General features: G+C 63.0%; 24 protein-coding genes. 18 read left to right on the forward strand and 6 right to left on the reverse strand.

Features of this window, described 5'->3' with window-relative positions:
* The first annotated feature begins 53 nt into the window (after positions 1 to 53).
* Positions 54 to 647, forward strand: a complete 594-nt coding sequence (gene ssb, locus Amn_RS13775) for a single-stranded DNA-binding protein (protein WP_067962255.1) — start codon at positions 54 to 56, stop codon at positions 645 to 647.
* A 260-nt stretch (positions 648 to 907) separates the two neighbouring features.
* The gene (locus tag Amn_RS13780) at positions 908 to 1807 is read left to right on the forward strand and encodes an HNH endonuclease (protein WP_067962253.1); all 900 of its coding nucleotides are present in this window, start codon (positions 908 to 910) and stop codon (positions 1805 to 1807) included.
* A 38-nt stretch (positions 1808 to 1845) separates the two neighbouring features.
* Here Amn_RS13780 and Amn_RS13785 read toward each other — a convergent pair whose 3' ends face one another.
* Both Amn_RS13785 and Amn_RS13790 read right to left on the reverse strand, forming a co-directional pair.
* Positions 1846 to 2451 (reverse strand): nucleotidyltransferase domain-containing protein, encoded by a 606-nt coding sequence (locus Amn_RS13785; RefSeq protein WP_067962251.1) that lies wholly within the window; start codon positions 2449 to 2451, stop codon positions 1846 to 1848.
* 163 nt (positions 2452 to 2614) lie between these two features.
* On the reverse strand, positions 2615 to 3244 hold the full coding sequence (locus Amn_RS13790) for a MarC family protein (RefSeq protein ID WP_154387050.1): 630 nt from the start codon (positions 3242 to 3244) through the stop codon (positions 2615 to 2617).
* A gap of 295 nt (positions 3245 to 3539) precedes the next feature.
* Between Amn_RS13790 and gyrA the strand changes: the two genes are divergently transcribed.
* Positions 3540 to 6350 carry a DNA gyrase subunit A gene (gene gyrA, locus Amn_RS13795; protein ID WP_067962248.1) on the forward strand — a complete coding sequence of 937 codons (2811 nt, stop codon included), beginning with the start codon at positions 3540 to 3542 and terminating at the stop codon, positions 6348 to 6350.
* 111 nt (positions 6351 to 6461) lie between these two features.
* On the opposite strand, the gene Amn_RS13800 is transcribed toward gyrA, so the two are convergent.
* The gene (locus Amn_RS13800) at positions 6462 to 6614 is read right to left on the reverse strand and encodes a hypothetical protein (RefSeq protein WP_165915867.1); all 153 of its coding nucleotides are present in this window, start codon (positions 6612 to 6614) and stop codon (positions 6462 to 6464) included.
* Between the two features lie 206 nt (positions 6615 to 6820).
* Here Amn_RS13800 and coaD point away from each other — a divergent pair, with 206 nt between their 5' ends.
* From coaD to tgt, 6 genes are all read left to right on the forward strand, one after another.
* Positions 6821 to 7321, forward strand: a complete 501-nt coding sequence (coaD, locus tag Amn_RS13805) for a pantetheine-phosphate adenylyltransferase (RefSeq protein ID WP_067962246.1) — start codon at positions 6821 to 6823, stop codon at positions 7319 to 7321.
* 113 nt (positions 7322 to 7434) lie between these two features.
* Positions 7435 to 7929 carry a peptidylprolyl isomerase gene (locus Amn_RS13810; protein ID WP_246341036.1) on the forward strand — a complete coding sequence of 165 codons (495 nt, stop codon included), beginning with the start codon at positions 7435 to 7437 and terminating at the stop codon, positions 7927 to 7929.
* A gap of 27 nt (positions 7930 to 7956) precedes the next feature.
* Entirely contained in the window at positions 7957 to 8472 is a 516-nt protein-coding gene (locus Amn_RS13815) for a peptidylprolyl isomerase (RefSeq protein WP_067962242.1), read from the forward strand.
* Between the two features lie 6 nt (positions 8473 to 8478).
* The gene (locus tag Amn_RS13820) at positions 8479 to 8928 is read left to right on the forward strand and encodes a DMT family transporter (protein ID WP_067962240.1); all 450 of its coding nucleotides are present in this window, start codon (positions 8479 to 8481) and stop codon (positions 8926 to 8928) included.
* The gene (gene queA / locus Amn_RS13825) at positions 8928 to 10004 is read left to right on the forward strand and encodes a tRNA preQ1(34) S-adenosylmethionine ribosyltransferase-isomerase QueA (RefSeq protein WP_067962238.1); all 1077 of its coding nucleotides are present in this window, start codon (positions 8928 to 8930) and stop codon (positions 10002 to 10004) included. Before Amn_RS13820 ends, queA begins: the two co-directional genes overlap by 1 nt.
* Positions 10001 to 11137 carry a tRNA guanosine(34) transglycosylase Tgt gene (gene tgt, locus Amn_RS13830; protein ID WP_067962236.1) on the forward strand — a complete coding sequence of 379 codons (1137 nt, stop codon included), beginning with the start codon at positions 10001 to 10003 and terminating at the stop codon, positions 11135 to 11137. Before queA ends, tgt begins: the two co-directional genes overlap by 4 nt.
* Before the next feature lie 10 nt (positions 11138 to 11147).
* Here tgt and dinB read toward each other — a convergent pair whose 3' ends face one another.
* On the reverse strand, positions 11148 to 12395 hold the full coding sequence (gene dinB / locus Amn_RS13835; RefSeq protein ID WP_286288220.1) for a DNA polymerase IV: 1248 nt from the start codon (positions 12393 to 12395) through the stop codon (positions 11148 to 11150).
* A 144-nt stretch (positions 12396 to 12539) separates the two neighbouring features.
* Here dinB and Amn_RS13840 point away from each other — a divergent pair, with 144 nt between their 5' ends.
* The 3 genes from Amn_RS13840 to Amn_RS13850 all read left to right on the forward strand — a co-directional run bounded on the left by Amn_RS13840 (position 12540) and on the right by Amn_RS13850 (position 16217).
* Positions 12540 to 13514, forward strand: coding sequence for a threo-3-hydroxy-L-aspartate ammonia-lyase (locus tag Amn_RS13840; RefSeq protein WP_067966584.1), 975 nt, complete (start codon positions 12540 to 12542; stop codon positions 13512 to 13514).
* 191 nt (positions 13515 to 13705) lie between these two features.
* Complete coding sequence (locus Amn_RS13845) at positions 13706 to 14467, forward strand: class I SAM-dependent methyltransferase (protein ID WP_286288227.1); 762 nt, start codon at positions 13706 to 13708, stop codon at positions 14465 to 14467.
* 127 nt (positions 14468 to 14594) lie between these two features.
* A complete protein-coding gene (locus tag Amn_RS13850) occupies positions 14595 to 16217 on the forward strand; it encodes an ABC-F family ATP-binding cassette domain-containing protein (RefSeq protein WP_067962231.1) in 1623 nt (540 codons plus the stop codon).
* On the opposite strand, the gene Amn_RS13855 is transcribed toward Amn_RS13850, so the two are convergent.
* Positions 16218 to 16628: a DUF4864 domain-containing protein gene (locus Amn_RS13855; RefSeq protein ID WP_067962229.1), complete on the reverse strand. Its 411-nt coding sequence runs from the start codon at positions 16626 to 16628 to the stop codon at positions 16218 to 16220. It lies immediately after the preceding gene.
* Between the two features lie 269 nt (positions 16629 to 16897).
* Between Amn_RS13855 and Amn_RS13860 the strand changes: the two genes are divergently transcribed.
* The 6 genes from Amn_RS13860 to Amn_RS13885 all read left to right on the forward strand — a co-directional run bounded on the left by Amn_RS13860 (position 16898) and on the right by Amn_RS13885 (position 22691).
* The gene (locus tag Amn_RS13860) at positions 16898 to 17134 is read left to right on the forward strand and encodes an Lrp/AsnC ligand binding domain-containing protein (protein ID WP_067966581.1); all 237 of its coding nucleotides are present in this window, start codon (positions 16898 to 16900) and stop codon (positions 17132 to 17134) included.
* A gap of 153 nt (positions 17135 to 17287) precedes the next feature.
* Entirely contained in the window at positions 17288 to 18700 is a 1413-nt protein-coding gene (locus Amn_RS13865; RefSeq protein ID WP_067962228.1) for a circularly permuted type 2 ATP-grasp protein, read from the forward strand.
* 17 nt (positions 18701 to 18717) lie between these two features.
* Entirely contained in the window at positions 18718 to 19659 is a 942-nt protein-coding gene (locus Amn_RS13870; RefSeq protein WP_067962227.1) for an alpha-E domain-containing protein, read from the forward strand.
* A 12-nt stretch (positions 19660 to 19671) separates the two neighbouring features.
* Complete coding sequence (locus Amn_RS13875) at positions 19672 to 20466, forward strand: transglutaminase family protein (protein WP_067966579.1); 795 nt, start codon at positions 19672 to 19674, stop codon at positions 20464 to 20466.
* Between the two features lie 34 nt (positions 20467 to 20500).
* Entirely contained in the window at positions 20501 to 21232 is a 732-nt protein-coding gene (locus Amn_RS13880; protein WP_067962223.1) for a proteasome-type protease, read from the forward strand.
* A 46-nt stretch (positions 21233 to 21278) separates the two neighbouring features.
* Positions 21279 to 22691 (forward strand): pyridoxal phosphate-dependent decarboxylase family protein, encoded by a 1413-nt coding sequence (locus Amn_RS13885; protein WP_286288239.1) that lies wholly within the window; start codon positions 21279 to 21281, stop codon positions 22689 to 22691.
* Between the two features lie 67 nt (positions 22692 to 22758).
* On the opposite strand, the gene Amn_RS13890 is transcribed toward Amn_RS13885, so the two are convergent.
* The gene (locus Amn_RS13890; protein ID WP_067962220.1) at positions 22759 to 23415 is read right to left on the reverse strand and encodes a TerC family protein; all 657 of its coding nucleotides are present in this window, start codon (positions 23413 to 23415) and stop codon (positions 22759 to 22761) included.
* Between the last annotated feature and the right edge of the window lie 183 nt (positions 23416 to 23598).

Genomic DNA, 23598 nt, shown 5'->3' on the forward strand with positions numbered 1-23598 from the left:
TGCGCCCTCACATTTTCTTGGAATTTGGTTTCGGACGAGCGCGGAGCGGTGTCATGGCAGGTAGCGTCAATAAGGTCATTCTGGTCGGCAATCTGGGCGCTGACCCTGAGATCCGCCGGCTCAATTCGGGCGAGCCAGTCGTCAACCTGAGGATCGCGACTTCGGAAAGCTGGCGCGACAAGAATTCGGGCGAACGCAAGGAAAAGACCGAGTGGCATCAGGTCGTCATCTTCAATGACAACCTCGCCAAGGTTGCCGAGCAGTACCTGAAGAAGGGTATGAAGGTTTACATCGAGGGCCAGCTCCAGACCCGCAAATGGGAGAAGGATGGCATCGAGCGTTACACCACCGAAATCGTGCTGCAGAAGTTCCGCGGCGAACTGCAGATGCTCGACGCGCGCGGCCAGGGCGGTGACGCAGGCTATGGCGGCGGTGGCGGCCAGGTTGGTTACGGCGGCGGTCAGGGTGGCGGCTATGGCGGCGGCGGCCGTTCTGACTTCGGTCAGTCGAGCCCGACCGACAGCTATGGCGGCGGCAACCGCGGCGGCTTTGGTGGCGGCGGCGGTGGCAATCGCGGCGGCCAGGGCGGCGGTGGCGGCATGGGCGGCGGCGGTTCGCGCGACCTCGACGACGAAATCCCGTTCTGAGTGTAGCCAAGGAGGCGAGCGATCGAGGTCGTTGATCGTCTGCCTGGGCGACGCGGGCCGTGAGGTGAAAGCCTTTCAAGGCCATTACAAAACAGCTGTGCCAACGCCGTTGCGAAAGCGATGCGCGGCGTCGAGCAGGACTACATGGGCAGCTGGCTTTGCAGTTGCACGCTGACGGCCTGCGACAAGGCAAGAGTTGGTTGCTGGATTTCGTGAACGACTGTTCTCGCGAATCTTTCTGCTTCGCGTTACTAAGGTGAATGGGGCACGGGGTCTTCATTCACCGATCGGATTCGATCTACGACGACAGTCCTGCCGAACGGTATCAGTTCCCGCCGCAATATTTCGGCCGGGTGCAGGCCTGTGTCGGCGATTGGATCGTCTACTACGAGCCACGTAAGGTAGCCGACACCAAGGGATACTTCGCAGTTGCCAAGGTGCAGCAGGTCATCCCGGATCCCAGCGCGAAGGGCATGTTTCTCGCGCTTATCGAACCAGGCAGCTATCTCGATTTTGCCAATCCAGTTCCCTTCAGTGATGCTGACGGTGTGATCGAGCGCGGGCTTCTCAACGACGACGGGCGAATTTCCGGGCGCGCCCAGGCGGCGGTAAGGCCGCTTTCTCCAATCGATTTCAGTCGCATCGTAACGTTGGGGCTGGATCAGGCAGAATCCACGCTTCCGAGGGTCGATCCGGTGGCGCCAGCTGGCGGCTTCTTCGAAGACCAGGCGCCTTTTGTGTTTGAGGAGAGCCGAGAGCGTGCGCAGTTCCTGACATCCCGCATCGTGCGTGACCGCGTCTTCCGAAAGATCGTCCTGCGTGCCTATGACGAGCGCTGTGCGATCACGGGATTGAAGCTCATCAATGGTGGCGGAAGGGCGGAAGTTGCGGCGGCACATATTCGCCCTGTCGAGGCCGACGGACCGGACGTCGTCAGCAACGGCATCGCGTTATCCGGAACAGCCCACTGGATGTTTGATCGCGGCCTTATCAGCCTATCGGATGATCTTGAGATCCTGATTTCCCGCCAGGCAAACGATCCCGATGGCATTAAGGGCATCGTCAATCGCAGCGGCCGAGCAATCGGCCCCCAGCGTCTATCCGATCGTCCTCATCCACACTTCCTGCACTGGCATCGCGAGCATTGCTTCAAGCAATAGGTCGGGCGTGCTGGCACGAAAATTCGAGATGGACGAGGTTACAGCCCTTCTGCCCATCGATGTCCCTGGTGGCATAGGTCGAGGCAGTCCTTCAGCCAGCTGCGTTCCGACTGCTGCAGCTTCGGCAGGGCGTTGGCGAAATCTACTTCGTCCTTGGGGCGCCCGTGTTTCGCCTTGAACAGCAGGATGGCTGCCGGCTTGAGGTAGGCGATGCCGGCCGGTGTCGTGGCGACAATGTCGGCGCGCGGCACTGATATGGCGGGGTTTCGCTTGTAAACCCACAGATCCGGCGAACCCTCCTCGATCATCATGTCGACCCGCCAGCAATGTTGCACAACGTCCAGGCACCAGACCTGGGAGATTTCAGCAGGCGGAGCACTTTGCGCGGGCAGGTGCTTAACGATGCCGTCTCCGGCAGTGTGGAATTCCATGTCGGCCAGTGCGCGGCGGAAGACGGGTACGTCGCTGCGCAGGACCGTGAATTCGAGGTCTTCGTGCTCGCGTGTTTGATGGCCGTGCCAGAGGTCGAGCGCCCATCCGCCGGCGACGCACCATGGCACGGAGACGCCGGTCAGGCGACGTGCCAACTCGGTTGGATGCCAGGCGCACCACGCGTCATGGTCCGGCGCATCGGGCTGTTTCATGCGTGGCTGTCCTTTTGCGCTGCCTTAACCGTATCGAGGGCCGGGTCAAGGCTGCTTCGTGCGACGAACGGCTGACTTCAGGCCCCTGCAGCCTGTTGCGCAGGTGACGAAGGCCGGTGGTCTGGATCGACGGGGTCAGAACGGCCCAGTGGGCTGTCGCGCCTTAAGCCGCCATCAGTGCCTTGATACCGTCGGCGACGAATTGCACGGCGAGGGCTGCCAGGATCACACCGAGGAGGCGAGTCAGGATCGAGCGGCCGGTTTGGCCGAGGAACTGGTCGATGCGTTCGGCGAGAACGAAGACCAGATAGGTGGCGGCGAGGCAGGCGAGGATGATCAGGACCAGCGCCAGCTGGCCGGCCCAACCCTGAAATGAGCCGGAGAGCAGCACCGTCGCCGAGATCGCGCCTGGACCGGCGATCAGTGGGATGGCGAGCGGGAAGGCGGCGATGTTGTGGATGTGGTCGCGGGTGATCGCGACATCCGAAATCTTCTCCTTGCGGTCCTGGCGCTTCTCGAAAACCATCTCGAAGGCGATGAAGAACAGCAGGAAGCCGCCGGCGACGCGGAAGGCGGGCAGCGTGATGCCGAAGACTGTGAGGATGGCCGCACCGGCAACGGCGAAGACCGCCAGCACGACAAAGGCGATGACGCTGGCGCGCACCGACACTTGCAGGCGCTGTTCGCGGTTCATGCCGCGCGTCACCGCAAGGAACAGCGGCGCCAGGCCCGGCGGGTCGATGGTTACGAGGATGGTGACGAAGGCATTGAAAACAGTGTCGAAAAGCGGCATCAGGCATCTCCCCGGCGAATGCAGGCTAACCTGACGACAGTTGCCGCGCCAGTGGCGAAATCAGATCGAGCGGCCGTCATTTGGCCATGGCCGGCAGTTGCCGCTGCCGGATCGTGGGGTCGTCGGGTGCAAGGGCGGCAAGAACAGGCAGGACATCTCGCCGCAATGTTGGAAGGATAAGCTATCCTTTTGAAATCGCGTCCCAAATCAGCATTGGAAAAGCGAGGCCGAAATTGGTCATTCGACGACCGTTCCTATATATAAGGTAAATGATTCCCAACATGCGTGATCCGAGTTGACCGACCAGAAATCACCGCGTGGACCTGACGGTCCCTCCGGCATCGAGCCGATTTCCATCATCGAGGAGATGCAGCGCTCCTACCTCGATTACGCGATGAGCGTGATCGTGAGTCGCGCCCTGCCAGACGTGCGCGACGGCATGAAGCCGGTGCATCGCCGCATTCTCTTCGCCTCGCATGAGAGCGGCTACCACTGGAACCGCAAATATGTGAAGTCGGCGCGTCCGGTCGCCGACGTGATGGGTAAATATCACCCGCACGGCGACGCCTCGATCTATGACGCCTTGGTGCGTATGGCGCAGGACTGGTCGATGAGCGTGCCGCTGATCGATGGGCAAGGCAATTTCGGTTCGATCGACGGGGATCCGCCCGCGGCGATGCGCTACACCGAAGCGCGCCTGACCAAGGTCGCGCATGAGCTGCTTGAGGATATCGACAAGGACACTGTCGACTTCCAGGATACCTACGACGCGTCGGGCCAGGAGCCGCGTGTGCTGCCGGCGCGTTTCCCGGCGCTGCTGGTCAATGGCGCCGGCGGCATCGCCGTCGGCATGGCGACCAACATTCCGCCTCACAATCTCGTCGAAGTCTGCAACGGCGCCATCGCCGTCATGGAAAACCCTGCGATCGACCTGCCTGACCTGATGGAGATCATTCCCGGCCCGGATTTCCCGACCGGCGGCCTGATCCTCGGGCGTTCGGGCATCTACAACGCCTATTCGACCGGCCGTGGCTCGGTCATGATGCGCGGCAGGGTCAATATCGAGCAGAGCCGCGGCGACCGCGAGGCGATCATCATCACCGAAGTTCCCTTCCAGGTGAACAAGGCGACGATGATCGAGAAGATGGCCGAACTGGTGCGCGACAAGCGCATCGAGGGCATCTCCGACATCCGCGACGAATCCGACCGCCAGGGCTACCGCGTTGTCATCGAGCTCAAGCGCGATGCCAATGCCGAGGTCATCCTCAACCAGCTCTACCGTTTCACGCCGCTGCAGACGTCGTTCGGCGCCAACATGGTGGCGCTCAACGGCGGCAAGCCCGAGGTGCTGACGCTGCTCGACATGCTGAAGGCGTTCGTCGCTTTCCGTGAAGAGGTGATCAGCCGTCGCACCAAGTACCTGCTCAAGAAGGTGCGCGACCGAGCCCACATCTTGGTCGGCCTGGCGATCGCGGTTGCCAATATCGACGAGGTCATCAAGCTGATCCGTACCGCGCCCGATCCGCAGACGGCACGTGACCAGTTGATGACGCGACGCTGGCCGGCGTCCGACGTCGAGTCACTGATCCGCCTGATCGACGATCCGCGCCACCGCATCAACGATGACGGCACCTACAACCTGTCGGAAGAGCAGGCCCGCGCCATTCTCGAACTGCGCCTGCAGCGCCTGACGGCACTTGGCCGCGACGAAATCGCCGACGAACTGAACAAGATCGGCGCCGAGATCACTGACTATCTCGACATCCTGTCGTCGCGGGCTCGCATTCAGCAGATCGTCAAGGACGAGCTGGTTGCCGTGCGTGACGAGTTTGGCGTGCCGCGCCGCACCGAGATCACCGACGCCGGCTCCGACATGGAAGACGAGGACCTTATCCCGCGCGAGGACATGGTCGTCACCGTCAGCCACTCCGGCTACATCAAGCGCGTGCCGCTGTCGCTCTACCGGGCACAGCGTCGCGGCGGCAAGGGCCGCTCCGGCATGTCGACGAAGGACGAGGATTTCGTCACCCGCCTGTTCGTCGTCAACACGCACACGCCGGTGCTGTTCTTCTCGTCGCGTGGCATCGTCTACAAGGAAAAGGTCTGGCGCCTGCCGATCGGCAATCCTCAGTCGCGTGGCAAGGCTCTGATCAACCTGTTGCCGCTGCAGCAGGGCGAGCGCATCACCACGATCATGCCGTTGCCGGAGGACGAGGCAAGCTGGAGCGAACTCGACGTGATGTTCGCCACCACGCGCGGCACCGTGCGCCGCAACAAGCTGAGCGACTTCGTCGACGTCAAGCGTAATGGCAAGATCGCCATGAAGCTGGAGGAGGAAGGCGACGAGATCCTCGGCGTCGAGACCTGCACCGACAATGACGACGTGCTGCTGACCGCCGATTCCGGCCAGTGCATCCGCTTCCGCGTCGACGACGTGCGCGTGTTCCAGAGCCGAAACTCGGTCGGCGTGCGCGGCATCAGCATGGCCGACGGCGACCGCGTCATCTCGATGGCGATCATCGAGCATGTCGAGGCAAGCCCGGCCGAACGTGCCGCCTATCTCAAGCGCTCGGTCGCCGAGCGGCGACTGGCCGCCGGAGTCGCCGCCGGCGAGGACGAGGATATCGCGTTGACCAACGAGGATGTCGGCGAGGAAGCCGACATCGCCGAGGAGCGCTACCAGTTCCTTGGCGAGCATGAGCAGTTCGTGTTGACGGTCACCGAATATGGCTATGGCAAGCGTTCGTCGTCCTACGATTTCCGCCTGACAAACCGCGGCGGCAAGGGTATCCGCGCCACCGACGTGTCGAAGGTGGCGGAGATCGGCAAGCTGGTGGCGACCTTCCCGGTCGGCAATGACGACCAGATCATGCTCGTCTCCGACGGCGGCCAGGTCATCCGCGTGCCTGTCGACGGCATCCGCACGGCCAGCCGCGCCACCAAGGGCGTGACGATCTTCAACACCGCCGACGGCGAGAAGGTGGTGTCGGTCGAGCGGATTTCCGAGCCGCAGGGCGAGGATGAGGCCGACGAGGCGGTCAATGGTGACGGCGTTGCCGGCGACGCACCGAGCGCAGACCCTGCACCCGAGGGGGAACAGGGCTGATCTTTGCGGGCGCCTGAAAATGGCGTCTGTTCAAGAGCTTGAGATCAGACAATCAGGAAGAGAAAGAAGCGGCGCCGTGGCGCCGCTTCTGCCTGGAGGGGCAGAAACTGTTCAGCGCGGGGCGCGCGGATTGCGCCAGCCCGGAAGCTGCACGCGGGCGGTCTGCACCTTGGTGCGGACGCGGTGAGCCTCCTGGTGGAGGCTGAAGGCGGTGGCGACAAGCATGGCCAGAGTCATGGCCGCGGCGAGCATGTAGATCATCATGGCGCTGTTCTCCTGGTGGAAACAACGGACGAGACGCTGTTTGGTTTCACCCACTATAATGACGTTCTATTCACATCCGCTTGAACTGATCCTGAGATTGCCGTTCATCTCGCATTCATCTCGTAACCAATTTTTCGGTCGGAGACGGAGCAGGTTGGCGGCAAAGCGTGCTTCCACCTTTGGCGCCGATGTTCTAGAAGCAGCCCATGACTGATCGCATCGCCATCTATGCCGGGTCGTTCGACCCGCTCACAAACGGCCATCTCGACGTGCTCAAGGCGTCGCTGGCCGTTGCCGACGTCGTCTATGCCGCTATCGGCATTCATCCCGGCAAGAAGCCTCTGTTTTCCTTCGAAGAGCGTGTGACGCTTATCGAGGAAGCGACGACGGCGGAATTCGGCGCCGATGGCGGACGCATCAAGGTGGTGGCCTTTGACGGGCTGGTGATCGACGCGGCGCGCAAGGAAGGCGCCTCGATCATGATCCGCGGCCTGCGCGACGGCACCGACCTCGACTATGAGATGCAGATGGCCGGCATGAACGAGACCATGGCACCGGAATTGCAGACCGTTTTCCTGCCGGCGAGCCCTTCGGTTCGCACCATTACCGCCACACTTGTCCGTCAGATAGCCTCGATGGGCGGCGACATACGTCCGTTCGTGCCGGCGGCGGTTGCCGGCGCGCTCAACGCCAAATTCGCGAAATAATTTTTCCGGAGTATCGAAACATGCAGCTTAGGAAGCTTGCCTCGTCCGTCGTCGTCCTCGCCGGCCTTTTGGCCGGATCGGCTGCAGCCATTGCTGCCGAGCCCGAGAACACCATGGTCATCACGCTGAAGGGCGGCGACGTGACCATCGCGCTGCGTCCCGACCTCGCGCCCAAGCATGTCGCGCAGATCAAGACGCTGGTGCGCGAAGGCGCCTATGACAACGTCGCGTTCCATCGCGTCATCGGCGGCTTCATGGCCCAGACCGGCGACGTCGAGTTCGGCGACATGAAGGATGGCTTTGATCCCAACCGCGCCGGCATGGGCGGCTCGAAGCTGCCCGACATCCAGGCCGAGTTCTCGCAGGAAAACTTCAAGCGCGGCGTCGTCGGCATGGCACGCTCGCAGGACCCGAATTCGGCGAATTCGCAGTTCTTCATCATGTTCGACACCGCGTCCTCACTCGACGGCCAGTACACCATCGTCGGCGACGTCGAGAGCGGCATGGATCTGGTCGACGCCATCAAGAAGGGTGACGCGGCCAATAATGGGTCGGTCAGCGACCCCGACCGCATGATCAAGGTCCGCATCGCCGCGGACGCCAAGTAAACGAAAACGAAGAGAAGGAATTTCATCATGGCCGAGATCAAGGATCGCGAGAACGCGCTGATCATGGAAACGACCAAGGGCAATGTGGTCATCGAGCTGTTCCCGGACCTGGCGCCCGGCCATGTCGGCCGCATCAAGGAACTGGCGCGCGAAGGCGCCTATGACGGCGTGGTGTTCCACCGCGTCATCGACGGCTTCATGGCCCAGACCGGCGACGTCAAGTTCGGCAAGTCGGGCGGCAAGGACTTCAACCCGTCGCGTGCCGGCATGGGCGGTTCGGACAAGCCGGACCTGAAGGCCGAGTTCAACAACATGAACCACGCCCGCGGCACCTGCTCGATGGCGCGTGCCCAGAACCCGAATTCGGCCAACTCGCAGTTCTTCATCTGCTTCGAGGATGCCGGCTTCCTGAACCGCCAGTACACGGTCTGGGGCCAGGTCATCGAAGGCATGGACAATGTCGACAAGATCAAGCGCGGCGAGCCGGTGCAGGATCCCGACAAGATCGTGTCGCTGAAGGTTGCGGCCGACGTCGCGGAATAACTGACAATGGCTGGCGCTCTCTGGTCGCTTCTCGGCGTTCTGGCGGGCGCCTTCATTGCCATTCAGGCACCGATTAATGCACAGCTGGCGCGCGGCCTCGGCGTGCCCGTCGCGGCGGCTGCGATCTCTTTCCTCGCTGGTGCTGTCGTGCTCGGCGTGGTCACCTTGCTCACCACGCGCATGCCAGGCGCAGCTATCGACTGGAGAGCGCCGGCACCTTGGCTGTTCGTGACTGGCGGTGTGCTCGGCGCGGCCTACGTCACCTCGACCGTGCTGCTGACCCCACGCATCGGTGCGGCGGCATTGATGGCTTTCCTGGTGACGGGGCAGCTCTTGGCCGGCATGCTGGTCGACAAGGCCGGCATTTTGGGTGTTGCCGTGCGTGAGATTTCCATGGGCCGCATCGTCGGTGCCGTGCTTCTGCTCACCGGCGCGCTGATGATCCGTATCTACTGATGCGCGTTGATCTTTTCGATTTCGAGCTGCCGGAGGCGAACATTGCGCTGCGCCCGGCCGAACCGCGCGACATGGCGCGGCTTTTGTGCGTGCGGCCGGACGAAGCGCTGGCCGATCTGTCGGTGCGCGACCTGCCGTCGCTTCTGAACCCTGGCGATGTGCTGGTGCTCAACGACACGCGCGTCATTCCGGCTCAGCTCAAGGGTGTTCGGGTGCGTGGCGAGGCCGTGGCGCATGTCGATGCGACACTGCACATGCGCACCGCACCCGACCGCTGGCTTGCCTTCATGCGGCCAGGCAAGCGGGTTGCCATAGGCGACCGCATCCGGTTCGGCCACGATGCCGAGGCCTGCATGCTCGGCCAGCTCGACGCCACGGTGTTGGAAAAAGGCGAGGGTGGTGAGGCGCTTCTGGCCTTCGACCTCTCTGGACCGGGGCTTGATGAGGCGTTGCATGCCGTCGGCCACATTCCGCTGCCGCCCTATATCGCTTCGAAGCGCCCGGATGATGAGCGCGACCGCAAGGACTACCAGACCGTTTATGCCCGCGAAGAGGGGGCTGTTGCTGCGCCCACCGCCGGCCTGCATTTCACGCCGGAATTGTTTGCGGCGCTCGAGGCGCGCGGCATCGAAAAGCAGTTCGTGACGCTGCATGTCGGCGCCGGCACTTTTTTGCCCGTAAAGGCCGATGACACCGCCGACCACAAGATGCATTCGGAGGTCGGGTACGTTTCGGCCGAGACTGCAACCGTGCTGAATGCGGCGCGGGCGCGGGGCAACAAGGTGGTTGCCGTCGGCACCACGTCGCTGCGCCTGATGGAGAGTGCCGCGCGCGAAGACGGTACCTTGGCCGCCTGGTCAGGCCCGACCGACATCTTCATCACACCCGGCTACCGCTTCAAATTCGTCGATGCGCTGATGACCAACTTCCACCTGCCGCGCTCGACGCTGTTCATGCTGGTTTCGGCCTTTGCCGGACTGGAGCGCATGCGCGATGTCTATGCGCATGCCATTTCGAGCGGCTACCGCTTCTATTCCTACGGCGATTCAAGCCTGCTGTTCAGGGACGACCGATGAGTTCTGAGTTCACCTTCAAGCTGCTCGCGACCGACGGCAAGGCGCGGCGCGGTGAAATCACCATGCCACGCGGCACCATCCGTACGCCGGCCTTCATGCCTGTCGGCACAGGCGGCACTGTCAAGGCGATGTATATGGATCAGGTGCGCGGCGTCGGCGCCGACATCATCCTCGGCAACACTTATCATCTGATGCTGCGTCCCGGCGCGGAACGGGTGGCCAAGCTCGGCGGCCTGCACGACTTTGCTCGTTGGCCGCATCCGATCCTGACCGATTCCGGCGGCTTCCAGGTGATGTCGCTGTCGAAGCTGCGCAAGATCAGCGAAAAGGGCGTGACCTTCCGCTCGCATATCGATGGCGCGCCCTACGAGATGTCGCCGGAGCGTTCGATCGAGATCCAGGGGCTGCTCGATTCCGACATACAGATGCAGCTCGACGAATGCACGGCGCTGCCGTCGACGCCGAAGGAAATCCAGCGCGCCATGGAAATGTCGCTGCGCTGGGCCGAGCGCTGCAAGACCGCCTTCGGCGACCAGCCGGGCAAGGCAATGTTCGGCATCGTGCAGGGCGGCGATATCCCTGACATGCGCGTGCGCTCGGCGCAGGCGCTGACGGGGCTGGAGCTCAAGGGTTATGCCGTCGGCGGCCTCGCCGTCGGTGAGCCGCAGGAGGTGATGCTCGACATGCTCGACATCACCTGTCCGGAACTGCCGCAGGAGAAGCCGCGCTATCTGATGGGCGTCGGTACGCCCGACGACATCATCAAGTCGGTGGCGCGTGGCATCGACATGTTCGATTGCGTGATGCCGACGCGGGCTGGCCGCCACGGCCTTGCCTATACACGCCGCGGCAAGGTGAACCTGCGCAATGCGCGCCACGCTGACGATCCGCGGCCGCTGGACGAGGAAAGCGATTGCCCGGCGGCGCGCGACTATTCGCGCGCCTACCTGCATCATCTGGTGCGGTCGGGCGAGGCACTGGGCGCGATGCTGCTGACTTGGAACAACCTGTCCTATTACCAGCACCTGATGAGCGAGATCCGTGCCTCGATCGAGGCCGGGCGTTTTGCCGACCGTACCACGGAGATCAGCGAAGGATGGGCGCGCGGCGACATCTCGCTGCACAAGGGCTGAGATCAGCCGCTCACAGCTCTTTCTCGGCCAGTTCGCGGAAGGCATCGGGCACGGACCCCGCGTGCCCGAGCGCGACCGAGGCGTAGCCGACCGCTTCCCAGCCGAAACGTTCGCGGATCGCGTCCATGGCACGGTCAGCGCCCCAGCGCGCCTGGCCTTTTCGCGTGCCTGGTCGGTGTTTTTCGTCGGCGAGCCCAAGCGGCAGTTCGAGCTGCAGGCCGGAATGTTCCTCGAGATGCGAGACAGAGATTGCCAGAAGCGATATGGCGCGTTCGCTCGGGTACTGGGCGAGCACGCCGCGCACCAGTTCTTCGGCGACTTCCGTGATCATTGCGGTGGCCGAGATCGGCGCGTCGAGCGTGATTGACCGCGTCACCGAACGCAGGTCGGCAAAGCGGACGCGGGCGGTGATGGTGCGACCGGGGCGTGATTTGGCCCGGAGGCGCGAAGCGACGCGGTCGGCGAGGTGGCGCAGGACAGGCACGTAGATATCGGGCCGCGCCGGTTTCATACCGAGCGCCGACTGCGCGCCGGCGGAATGGGCGCGGCGATGCGGCTGGAGGCGGCGTGGATCGCGGTTCCAGGCAAGTGCCGCCAGCTTTTCGCCTGATGCGTGACCGAGCAGGCGTTCGAGCAAATGCCGGTTGGCGTTGGCCAGTTGGCCGATGGTGGTGATGCCGGCGTCCGCCAGGCGCGTTTCGGTCGCTGGGCCTACACCCCACATCAGGCCGACAGGCAAGCCGTGCAGGAATGCGATTTCCGCACTGCCATCGACCACGACGATGCCGTCGGGCTTGGCGACCTGCGAGGCGATCTTGGCGAGGTGCTTGGTGCGGGCGACGCCGACTGATATCGGCAGGCCGAGTTCGGTCCGGACCCTGTTCCTGATCTTCCGCGCGATCTCCTCGGGCGAACCGAACAGGTGGGTGCAGCCGGCGACGTCGGCGAAGGCCTCATCGATGGAGATGCGCTCGACCAGCGGCGTGAAATCGCCGAGCACCGCGATCGCTGCGTCGCCCAGACGTTGGTACTCCCTGAAATTGCCGCCGACGAAGATGAGGCCGGGGCACAGTTCGCGGGCGCGCCGGCCCGGCATGCCGCCATGGACGCCGAACGCCTTGGCTTCGTAGGACGCGGCGAGCACCACCCCACCGCCGACGGCGATGGGCTGTCCGCGCAGGCTCGGGTCGAGCAACTGTTCGACCGACGCATAGAAGGCGTCGAGGTCGGCATGCAGGATGGTGGCTGCGCTTTCCATAGAGGCGATCTGTCGAGAGTATTCGGAACATAAAGGGAACATACATGCGAAAAGTCAAGCGCGCTGGCGCAAGCGGTGGCGTCCGGTGCGGGCTTATGGAAATCGCTGGCGTCGACTATGGTGCCGCAATCCAAGGAGAATCCCATGACTGTTTCGCTGCGCGTTCCAACATTTGAAGACGTCAGGGTTGCGGCTTCGCGCATCGATGGCGAGGCGCATCGGACCCCGGTGCTGACCTCGCGCGCTGCCAATGCCAAGATTGGCGGCGAGCTGTTCTTCAAGGCCGAGAATTTGCAGCGCGCCGGTGCTTTCAAGTTCCGCGGTGCCTACAACGCCGTTTCGGCGCTGTCGCCGGAAGCCAGGCAGAAGGGCGTCGTCGCTTTTTCCTCTGGCAACCACGCTCAGGCGCTCGCCTATGCGGCGACGCTGCTCGACGCGCCGTCTGTCATCGTGATGCCCAAGGACGCTCCCGAGATCAAAGTTGCGGCGACCCGGGGCTATGGCGCTGAGGTGGTGTTCTTCGACCGCTACAAGGATGATCGCGAGGCGATGGCGCGCGGGATTTCCGAGGAACGCGGCATGACCGTCATCCCGCCCTTTGATCACCCCGACATCATTGCCGGCCAGGGCACGGCGGCACTTGAGCTGATCGACGAGGTTGGACAGATCGACATCCTCATCGCGCCGCTCGGAGGCGGCGGCCTGCTTGCCGGCTGTGCGCTGAGCGCCAAGGCACTGGCGCCTGGCTGTCGCGTCATCGGCGTTGAGCCGGAGGCCGGCAATGACGGACAGCAGTCGCTGCAGAAGGGTGAGGTGGTTCGCATCGCGCCGCCGAAGTCGATCGCCGATGGGGCGCTGACCACCTATGTCGGCGACCACAATTTTCCGATCCTGCAGGCCAAGGTCGACGGCATCGTCACGGTCAGCGATGCGCAACTGGTGTCGACGATGCGCTTCTTTGCCGAACGCATGAAGCTGATTGTCGAACCGACCGGCTGTCTGGCGGCGGCGGCAGCGCTCAACGGCGTCGTCGACTGTGCGGGCAAACGCGTCGGTATCGTGCTCAGCGGCGGCAATGTCGACCTGAAGGCATTGAGTGGGTTCTTCGCCGACGCCTGACGTCTGACCTGAGCCTGTGGCGCGCAACTCTCCGCCTGAAGGCGTTGTGTCCGCGCCACAGCGACCACGCAACGCTCGTTCCCGAAGATTTGGTGGCTGGACGTGGCAAGCAAGTCCGTCGTATGGCGCGGACATGCTTGGCCGCGCGAAGGTCAGCGGAAATTGCTGTAGATCAGACGGGGCAGGCGCGCATGAACAACAGATACGGAACGCTCGCCTCCTGGGTCTACAATCTCGACAAGCCGGTTGGGCGCTCTTTCGGAGACATCGAATATTATCGTGGGCGTCTTGCGGATTGTGCCGGCTCCATCCTGGAGCCTGCTGTCGGCAATGGTCGCTTTTTCGTGCGGATGCTGGAAGCCGGTTTCGACATCAGCGGCTTCGACCCCTCGAACGAGATGCTTGGCTATTGTCGCAGGGCCTGTGCGGAGCGCTCGCTCGACGAGGGGCGGATCAGCCATGGGACGTTCGAGACCTTTGCCTACGATCGCCGCTTTGCGGCAATCGTCGTGCCGCTTGGCTCGTTCCAGCTGATCACCGACATGGCTGTGGCGAAGGCCGTTTTGCGGCGGTTCTTCGATCATCTGGCGCCGGGCGGGCGGCTGATGATCGACCTGGACGCCATCGGCGGCTTCCTGGGCGAGGGCGGCCGGGTGCGGAGTTGGACCACCTGGGACGGCGATCTGATGACGCTGACCGATGCGCGCGTTTCAACCGACTATGTCGCGCAGACCACCGTGACGCATCTGCGCTACGAACTGTGGAAGGACACCAAGCTCGTCGATTCCGAACTGGAGCTGTTCAGCCTGCGTTGGTGGGGCGTCGAGGAATTTGCCATGGCGCTGCGGGAAACGGGTTTCGTCGACGTCGTCGCCTCTGGTGACTATCGTTACGGCCAGGCGCCGGCCACTGGCTGCGAGACGATCAGCGTCGAGGCGCGCCGGCCGGAATGAAATCAATGGCTTGAACCAAGGCGGCAGCTCGACTATCTAGCAGCCATCAGTAATTTCAACAGGATGTGTGCCTCAATGGATTTTTGCCCGACAGCAACGCCGAACCGCATTGCCATTGGGGAATTCCATGCCTGCATCAATCTCTCTGTCGAATATTGCCTGGTCCACGCCTGACGGCCGGACGCTCTTTTCCAATCTATCGCTGAACTTCGAAGCAGGCCGTTCGGGGCTTGTCGGACGCAATGGCGTTGGCAAGTCGACGCTTCTGTATCTGATATCGCGCTCCATGCTACCGGAGACCGGCAATGTATCCGTCGCTGGCACGCTAGGGCTGCTGCGCCAGGCGGCGCAGATCTCGCCAGGCGAAACCGTGGCCGACCTGTTCGGGGCATCTGAGGGGCTCGACCTGCTGCGGCGTGCTGGGGCCGGACTTGCCAGTGTCGAGGAATTGACCAATGCCGACTGGACGCTGGAGGCGCGCATCGAGGCTGCACTCGCCCGCGTCGGGTTGAGCGCGGAGCCTGCCACGGCGCTCGATGCCCTGTCGGGCGGCCAGCGTACGCGTGCGGGGCTCGCCGCGCTGGTCTTTGGCGAGCCCGACTTCATCCTGCTCGACGAGCCGACCAACAATCTCGATCGTGACGGCCGGAAGGCGGTGATCGACCTGCTGGCCGGCTGGCGCACCGGGGCTATCGTCGTCAGCCACGACCGCGAGCTGCTCGACACCATGGACGCCATAGTCGAGCTGACGTCGCTGGGCGCGACGCGTCATGGCGGCAACTGGAGCCATTATCGCGAGCGCAAGGCGATCGAACTGGCCGCGGCCGAGCACGATCTGCTCGACGCTGAACGACGTGTGTCGGAGGTTGCCGTGAAAGGCCAGGCGACGGCCGAGCGCAAGGCACGCAAGGACGGTGCCGGCAAACGCAAAGCGGCCAAGGGTGACATGCCACGCATCCTGATGAACGGGCTGAAAAACCGCGCCGAGAACACATCAGGCGAAAACATCCGCCTGGCCGAGCGCCGGCGCGCCCAGGCGGAAGCAGATGCCGCCGCCGCCCGCGAGCGGATCGAGGTGCTGCAGCCCATCTTGCTGAAATTGCCGTCGACGGGCCTGCCGCCCACGAAGTCGGTGCTGCGCGTTGATCGGCTGACGGCTGGCTACGAGCCGGGAAGGTCGGTCATTTCGGACTTTTCCCTCGCTGTGACCGGGCCGGAGCGTGTCGCGCTGGTGGGCGGCAACGGCAGCGGCAAGACAACGCTGCTCAAGGCGATCTCGGGCGAACTCGAGCCATGGGCGGGCAGTGTCTCCATACTGACCGCCTATGCCATGCTCGACCAGCAGGTCGGCTTGCTCGACGCCAAGGCTTCGATCCGCGACAACTTCCGCCGCATCAATCCCGAGGCGGACGAAAATGCCTGCCGTGCGGCGCTGGCGCGCTTCATGTTCCGTGCAGATGCGGCGTTGCAGGTCGCGAGCAGCCTGAGCGGCGGCCAGTTGCTGCGGGCTGGACTGGCCTGCGTGCTCGGCGGCAAGGCGCCGCCAGCGTTGCTGATCCTCGACGAGCCGACCAATCATCTCGACATCGACGCCATCGAGGCCGTGGAAGCCGGATTGCGCGGCTATGACGGGGCGCTGCTGGTGGTCAGCCACGACCAAGCATTCCTCGAGGCGATCGGGATCACCAGGCGGGTCGACTTGGCTGACAGGAGCCGGATGCGTTCGGGCGATCGTCGGTCGCGGCTCTGATCAGGTGCTGAGCGAGTTTGAGGCACGCAGGCTGACGCCGGTGATGCGCCAGACGCCGTCGGGCTGGAGTTCGAGCGTGTAGACGGCTTCGTAGTCCTTTCCGTCGGCACCGACGATGATCACCTGCTGGACGATCGATGTCGGGCTCGTTTCCTGGAATTTTCCAAAGGAGAAGCTCTGCGGCTTGTGCACTGGCTTGTACGCGCCCGTGACCATGTTCATGAAAGTGTCGAGGGTCGGGAAAATGCGCTTCACATTGGGGGCGGCGTAGCTGTAGGCAGTGGCGTCGTTGCCCGAGCGGAAGGCATGGAGCTGGCCCGAAATGCTGTCTTGTGCTGCCTTGATTTCGGCCTCACCGGCATAGGCCGGGAGGGACATGAGCAGGCAGGCAAAAAGGGCGGCGCGGCGCATGAGGTTCTCCGGTCGCCAACCATGGGCGATGCCAGCAGACACGCTGGACCGCGCAAAATGGTTGCATCGGCAAGGAGTTTATCAGATCAGCCGGTTGCGCATCAGGCATTCCCGTGCTGTTGGGAGGACAGGCTGCAGCTCCGTTCGCAGGTTCGGGAAAGTCGTCGCATCCGTAATCAAATCTCTTTGCCGTGGTCACAACGCAGCTGTCGCTTGAAAGGCATGGTCCGTTCTGCGACAAGACGGGCAACGATGGAACGGACGAAGCGATGAAGACCTTTTTCGTGCAGATCAAATGTGAGCTCGGCAAGGCCTATGAGGTGGCGAGCGCATTGGCGGACGCCGAAATCGCCTCGGAGATCTATTCGACTGCCGGCAACTACGACCTGCTGGTCAAATTCTACGTCGATGACGAAGAGGACATCGGCCACTTCGTCAACGAACGAGTCCATGCCATCGGCAACATCAAGGATACCTTCACCACGGTGACGTTCCGCGCGTTCTGAGCGGGACAAGGGCAGGGATCTGCTCATATCGCCTGCATACTGCCGAAAATACGGGCAATTTTCCGATAAATAAGCCGGCTGTCGCCAAAACCGGCGATTGCGCTTGATTTTCTCTCCCGAGGTCATTTCACTGGCCAAGAGGGGAGTTTGCCATTGGTTGCGTTCGACGAAATGCTGCCGGCAGAAGCCGGTTTGAGAAGACCCTATGAGGCCTATGACGGCTGGCTGAAAAACCAGGACCCCGCCCGACTTACTGAAAAAATGCGCGATGCCGAGCGCGTTTTTCGCAAGACCGGCATCACCTTTGCCGTCTATGGCGAGCAGGAGGCATCGGAACGGCTGATCCCGTTCGACATCGTCCCCCGCATCATTTCAGGCAATGAATGGCGCCGGCTGACGCAGGGCATCGAGCAGCGCGTTCAGGCGCTCAACGCTTTTCTCGACGACATCTATCATCGCCAGGAGATCCTCAGGGCAGGGCGCGTGCCACGCGAGCTGATCGCCACCAATGAGGCCTTCCTGCCGGAGATGATCGGGGTTCGGCCGCCGGCGGGCGTCTACACCCACATCATCGGCGTCGACATTGTACGCATCGCCGAAAACGAGTTCTACGTGCTCGAGGACAATGCGCGCACGCCCTCGGGCGTATCCTACATGCTGGAGAACCGCGAGACGATGCTCCAGCTCTTTCCCGAGCTGTTCCAGCGCATCAAGGTGCATCCGGTCGAGAACTATCCGCAACTGCTCAGGCAGTCGCTGGCGGCGGTGAAGCCGAACGGTGTGAACGGTGCGCCGACTATTGCCGTGCTGACGCCGGGCAGCTTCAACTCGGCCTATTTCGAGCATGCGTTTTTGGCCGACCAGATGGGCGTGCAGCTTGTCGAGGGACAGGATCTGCGCGTCGTCGACGGCCATGTCGCGATGCGCACGACCGAAGGCTACAAGCAGATCGACGTGCTCTACCGCCGCGTCGACGACGCCTATCTCGACCCGCTGACCTTCAAGCCGGATTCGGCACTCGGCGTGCCCGGCATCATGGACGTCTACCGCGCCGGCAACATCACGATTGCCAATGCGCCAGGCACCGGTATCGCCGACGACAAGGCGATCTATTCCTACATGCCCGAGATCATCGAGTTCTACACCGGCCGCAAGCCGATCCTCGGCAACATCCCGACGTGGCGCTGCTCGGAAGCAGACAGCCTGAATTATGTCCAGGAGCATCTGGCCGAGCTGGTGGTCAAGGAAGTGCACGGCTCGGGCGGCTACGGCATGCTGGTCGGCCCTGCGGCTACCAGGAAGGAGCGCGAGGAGTTTTCCAAGAAGCTCGCGGCCCGGCCGTCGAACTACATCGCCCAACCGACGCTGTCGCTATCGACCTGCCCGATCCTGACCGAGAAGGGGCTTGCCCCCAGGCATGTCGACCTCAGGCCGTTCGTGCTGGTCTCCGACCGTATCCGCATTGTGCCGGGCGGGTTGACGCGTGTGGCCCTCAAGGAGGGGTCGTTGGTGGTGAATTCATCGCAAGGTGGCGGGACCAAGGATACCTGGGTTCTGGACGACTAGGGGGACGTTGATTCTTCATGCTTCTGGGACGCACCGCCAACGGCCTTTACTGGATGAACCGCTATATCGAGCGGACCGAGAACATGGCGAGGCTGATCGATGCCGGCCTGCGCATCGCGCTGACCCGCAGCCAGGATGCCTCCGAGGAATGGAAATCGGTGCTGCTCTCCGCCGGTGCTGCCAGCTCGTTTGCCGGGAAACACTCAGACTACACGGCGGAAAACGTTGCCGATTTCCTGCTGCGCGACATGTCGAACCCGTCGAGTGCCGTGGCGGCGATGGAGACCGCGCGCAACAATGCGCGCATGGTGCGCACGGCTTTGACGCGGGAGACCTGGGAGAGCATCAACGAAGCGTGGATGGCCCTGAAGCGCATGCTGGCGTCTCCGATCGATCAGCGCGAATTGCCCGGCGTGCTCGACGCCATCAAGCGTGAAACCGCGCTGATCCGCGGTTCGTTCTATGGAACGATGCTACGCAACGAGATCTTCGATTTCGCTCAGCTCGGCACCTACATGGAACGCGCCGACAACACCGCGCGTATCCTCGACGTCAAATATTACGTGCTTTTGCCCTCGGTCTCCTGGGTTGGCTCGTCGCTCGACAACTACCAGTGGGAATCAATCTTGCGGTCGGTTGCGGCGCACCGGTCCTATCGCTGGGTCTACGAGGCCGAATACAAGCCGACCAACATCGCCGAGTATCTGATCCTCAATGCGCGCATGCCGCGTTCGCTGTCGTTCAGCTATCGCTTCCTTGCCGAGCATCTGAAGTTCCTCGGCGAGGACTATGGCGCCCGGCATCCGGCGCAGGAGATCGCCGAGCGGATCTATGCCCGTCTGCGTGGCACCGAAATCAAGGACATCTTCGAAACCGGTCTGCACGAGTTCCTGGCCGACTTCATCAGGGACAATAACCGGCTGGGCGATCAGGTCGCCCAGGATTTCGGCTTTTATTGATCGGATAGGATGATGCGGCTCAAGGTTAGCCACCGCACCGAATACAGCTATGACGAGCCGATCCGCTACGGCCTGCAGCGGCTCAGGCTGTGGCCGGCGAGCGGTCCGGCGCAGACGATGCTGACCTGGGCGCTGCACATCGAAGGCGCGCGGGAGGAGGTGCGTTTCCTCGATCAGTTCGGCAACGACACGCGGCTTCTGTCCATCGATGGAGATCCGCATACGATCAGCGTGGTGGCTGAAGGCGAGATAGAGACCAACGATACGGCTGGTGTTTCGGGACCACATCGCGGTTTTGCGCCGCTCTGGCTGTTCGAACACCAGACGCCGCTGACGGCGCCCGGCACAGCGATCCGCGATCTGGCGGCAAGCGTCGGCGATGGAGGCGATCTGCAGCGGCTGCACGGGTTGATGGCGCTCATCCAGCAGCGGATAGCTTATGTCACCGGCACGACGGACTCGCGCACGACCGCCGAGGAAGCACTGGTGAAAGGGACCGGCGTCTGCCAGGACCACTCACATGTATTTGCCGCTTCGGCCCGGCTGCTTGGATTTCCCGCGCGCTATGTCAGCGGCTACCTGATGATGAACGACCGGGTCGACCAGGTTGCCACGCACGCCTGGGCGGAGGCCTATGTCAGCGACCTCGGCTGGGTCGGCTTCGATGCAGCCAACGGCATGTCGCCCGACGAACGCTATGTGCGCGTGGCTGTCGGCCGCGACTATCGCGAGGCGATGCCGATAGCCGGCATTCTGATCGGGCATGCGCAGGAACGGCTTGCAGTCCACATCACGGTAGAGCAGTAATCCGGCATAAGAACATTCGCCGGAACTGGAATCGATGACCTATTGCGTCGGCATGAAAATTGACCGTGGCCTGGTGTTCATGTCGGACACGCGGACCAATGCCGGGGTCGACAATATCTCTACCTTTCGCAAGATGCGCATCTGGGAGCAACCGGGCGAGCGCGCGGTCGTCTTGATGTCGGCCGGTAATCTGGCCACCACGCAGGCCGTGGTCAGCCTGCTCGACGAGCGCACCAAGGCTGCCGCCGAGCGGGCGCCGACGCTGCTCGAAGCGCCTTCGATGTTCCAGATCGCACGCATCGTCGGCGACACGGTCAAGGAAGTGATCGCCCAATCGGCCCCGGCCGGCCAGACAGCGGATGCTGCCTTCAACGCCTCCTTCATTCTCGGCGGCCAGGTCAAAGGCAGCGAACCCCGACTGTTCATGATCTATCCCGAAGGCAATTTCGTCGAATGCAGCGACGACACGCCGTTCTTCCAGATCGGCGAGACCAAATATGGCAAGCCGATCATCGTGCGCGCCTATGACCGCGCAATGAGCTTTGCTGAAACGGTGAAGCTTTTGATGGTGTCGTTCGATTCGACGCTGAAATCGAACCTGTCGGTCGGCCTGCCGCTCGATCTGGCGTTCTACGAGAAGGACAGTTTCAAGATCGGGCTGAAGAGGCGCATCGGCCCCGACGATCCCTATTACCGGAGTGTGTCCGAAGGCTGGTCGGATGCCTTGAAGGCCGCGTTCCAGAGCTTGCCCGATTTCATCGAATAATCGAATGCCTGGCCGGTCCTGAGGCTGATGGGGAGGGAGAATTGCCATGCATAGCGAGGCGTTTCGCCATTGGTCGCAGAAGGCCGCCGAATGGGGCGCCGACTATCGTGACGGCCTGCGCGACCTGCCGGTGCGACCGCGCCTCGAGCCGGGCCAGGTGCTGAACACGATTGCCGCCAGCCCGCCTGAGGCCGCCGAGCCGATGGACGAGATCTTCGCCGACTTCGAGGCCAAGATCGTGCCGGGCATGACGCATTGGCAGCATCCGCGCTTTTTCGCCTATTTTCCGGCCAATGCGGCACCGGTGTCTGTGGTGGCGGAGTATCTGGTGAGCGCAATGGCGGCGCAATGCATGCTGTGGCAGACCTCGCCGGCGGCGACCGAACTCGAGACCCGCGTCGTCGACTGGATGCGCCAGGCCCTCGGTCTGCCTAAAAGCTTTGCCGGTGTGATCCAGGATTCGGCCTCGTCGGCGACGCTTGCCGCCGTGCTGACGATGCGCGAACGCGCACTCGACTGGCAGGGCAACAAGTCGGGCCTGTCGGCTGCGCCCCGGATCCGCGTCTACTGCTCGGAGCACGTGCACACGTCGATCGATCGCGCCATCTGGATATCAGGCATTGGCGATGACAATCTGGTGCGCATTCCGAGCGAGGGGCGCTTTCGTGCCTTGTCGCCCGAGGGACTGGATGCGGCAATCGTCGAGGACCGCAACAATGGCCTGCTGCCGGCTGGCATCATTGCCTGTGTCGGCGGCACCAGCGTGGGCGGCACTGACGACGTGGCGGCGGTCGTGGGGGTGGCCAGGCGCCACGGCCTCTACGTTCATGTCGACGCCGCCTGGGCTGGCTCGGCGATGATCTGCCCGGAGTTCCGCCATTTCTGGGCAGGTGTCGAGGGCGTGGATTCCATTGTCTTCAATCCGCATAAGTGGCTGGGGGCGCAGTTCGACTGTTCGATCCAGTTCATCCGCGACCCCGAAAGCCTCGTACGCACGCTGGCGATCCGGCCGGAGTTCCTGAAGACGCATGGCCGCGACGGGATCACCAATTATTCGGAATGGTCGGTGCCGCTCGGCCGACGCTTCCGGGCGCTGAAATTGTGGTTTCTGCTGCGTGCGCATGGGCTGGATGGCTTGCGCGGGATGATCCGCAATCATGTCAGATGGAGCGAGGGGCTGGCGCAGCGGCTGGGTCGTGAGGTCGATTTCGAGATCACCAGCGAGCCTATGCTGTCGCTGTTTTCGTTCCGTCATGCGCCGCCGGGCGTTGACGATCTCGACGACCACAATCTGGCGCTGGTCGAGGCGATCAATCGCGACGGACGCATTTATCTGACGCAGACGCGGCTCGACGGGCGCGCCGTAATCCGCTTCCAGGCCTGGCAGTTCGAGGCGACGGAAGCCGATGTCGACACGGCTTTCGAGGTGATCGTCGAGATCGCACGGGCTGCGGGATAGGCGTCAATCGTAGCAAAGACCAGCCGGAACAGGACGTTCCGGCTGGCTTCATTGTTCAGGCAATGTGTCAGGCGCCCTGGATGTAAGGCAGCACCTCGATCGTGCCGCGATAGATCATCTCGCCGGCGACATAGAGGATGATGACCAGGCCGACATAGGCGATCCAGCGGTGCTTCTGCAGCAGGTTGGCGATGAAGCTCGCGGCAACGCCCATCAGCGCGATCGACAGCACCAGGCCGAAGATCAGAACGTTGGGATGGTCGCGCGCGGCACCGGCGACGGCCAGCACATTGTCGAGAGACATCGAGACGTCGGCGATGAGGATCTGCCAGGCGGCCTGGGCAAAGGTCTTGCGCGGCGCGGTACCCGCGACCTTGCCGTCCTTGTCGATATCCTGGTCGGACAAGGCTTCGACGGCCTGGGTTTCCTCGGCATGGCTGTGGCGGAGTTCACGCCACATCTTCCAGCACACCCACAGAAGCAGCACGCCACCGGCGAGCAGCAGGCCGACGATCTGGAGAAGCTGGGTCGTTGCAGCGGCAAAGCCAATACGGAGCACCGTTGCGGCGATGATACCGACCAAGATCGCCTTGGCGCGCTGGTCCTTGGGCAGGCCCGCGGCGGCGAGGCCGATGACGATGGCATTGTCACCGGCCAGAACCAGATCGATCATGATGACCTGGAAGAGGGCGGTCAGGGCCTCGGGGGTAAAGAATTCTGTCATATGGCACCCTTTGCTTTCAGCAAGGGCGGCGTGGCTTGCAGACATGATCTGCCGCACCGGGATGGCTCCGGTCGAGCAAGAATCAGGACGTGCTGAGTGGTGAATGCATCTTGAGCCAGGCCGCCGGATTGGAAACTCCAGTCCGACATCGCAGCCATGGTGACTGCCAGAGGGGCCCGGCCT

The organism is Aminobacter sp. Y103A (assembly GCF_030294925.1).
GTDB classification, from domain to species: domain Bacteria; phylum Pseudomonadota; class Alphaproteobacteria; order Rhizobiales; family Rhizobiaceae; genus Aminobacter; species Aminobacter ciceronei.

Coding starts and splice junctions, on each gene's coding strand:
- Amn_RS13855 (WP_067962229.1), bottom strand. CDS start 16,628: ATGCGCCGCGCCGCCCTTTTTGCCTGCCTGCTCATGTCCCTCCCGGCC.
- Amn_RS13780 (WP_067962253.1), top strand. CDS start 908: ATGGGGCACGGGGTCTTCATTCACCGATCGGATTCGATCTACGACGAC.
- Amn_RS13820 (WP_067962240.1), top strand. CDS start 8,479: ATGGCTGGCGCTCTCTGGTCGCTTCTCGGCGTTCTGGCGGGCGCCTTC.
- Amn_RS13815 (WP_067962242.1), top strand. CDS start 7,957: ATGGCCGAGATCAAGGATCGCGAGAACGCGCTGATCATGGAAACGACC.
- Amn_RS13890 (WP_067962220.1), bottom strand. CDS start 23,415: ATGACAGAATTCTTTACCCCCGAGGCCCTGACCGCCCTCTTCCAGGTC.
- Amn_RS13800 (WP_165915867.1), bottom strand. CDS start 6,614: ATGATGATCTACATGCTCGCCGCGGCCATGACTCTGGCCATGCTTGTC.
- coaD (WP_067962246.1), top strand. CDS start 6,821: ATGACTGATCGCATCGCCATCTATGCCGGGTCGTTCGACCCGCTCACA.
- Amn_RS13885 (WP_286288239.1), top strand. CDS start 21,279: ATGCATAGCGAGGCGTTTCGCCATTGGTCGCAGAAGGCCGCCGAATGG.
- Amn_RS13860 (WP_067966581.1), top strand. CDS start 16,898: ATGAAGACCTTTTTCGTGCAGATCAAATGTGAGCTCGGCAAGGCCTAT.
- Amn_RS13880 (WP_067962223.1), top strand. CDS start 20,501: ATGACCTATTGCGTCGGCATGAAAATTGACCGTGGCCTGGTGTTCATG.
- dinB (WP_286288220.1), bottom strand. CDS start 12,395: ATGGAAAGCGCAGCCACCATCCTGCATGCCGACCTCGACGCCTTCTAT.
- Amn_RS13840 (WP_067966584.1), top strand. CDS start 12,540: ATGACTGTTTCGCTGCGCGTTCCAACATTTGAAGACGTCAGGGTTGCG.
- Amn_RS13790 (WP_154387050.1), bottom strand. CDS start 3,244: ATGCCGCTTTTCGACACTGTTTTCAATGCCTTCGTCACCATCCTCGTA.
- Amn_RS13850 (WP_067962231.1), top strand. CDS start 14,595: ATGCCTGCATCAATCTCTCTGTCGAATATTGCCTGGTCCACGCCTGAC.
- Amn_RS13810 (WP_246341036.1), top strand. CDS start 7,435: ATGGTCATCACGCTGAAGGGCGGCGACGTGACCATCGCGCTGCGTCCC.
- Amn_RS13875 (WP_067966579.1), top strand. CDS start 19,672: ATGCGGCTCAAGGTTAGCCACCGCACCGAATACAGCTATGACGAGCCG.
- Amn_RS13845 (WP_286288227.1), top strand. CDS start 13,706: ATGAACAACAGATACGGAACGCTCGCCTCCTGGGTCTACAATCTCGAC.
- Amn_RS13785 (WP_067962251.1), bottom strand. CDS start 2,451: ATGAAACAGCCCGATGCGCCGGACCATGACGCGTGGTGCGCCTGGCAT.
- tgt (WP_067962236.1), top strand. CDS start 10,001: ATGAGTTCTGAGTTCACCTTCAAGCTGCTCGCGACCGACGGCAAGGCG.
- Amn_RS13870 (WP_067962227.1), top strand. CDS start 18,718: ATGCTTCTGGGACGCACCGCCAACGGCCTTTACTGGATGAACCGCTAT.
- ssb (WP_067962255.1), top strand. CDS start 54: ATGGCAGGTAGCGTCAATAAGGTCATTCTGGTCGGCAATCTGGGCGCT.
- queA (WP_067962238.1), top strand. CDS start 8,928: ATGCGCGTTGATCTTTTCGATTTCGAGCTGCCGGAGGCGAACATTGCG.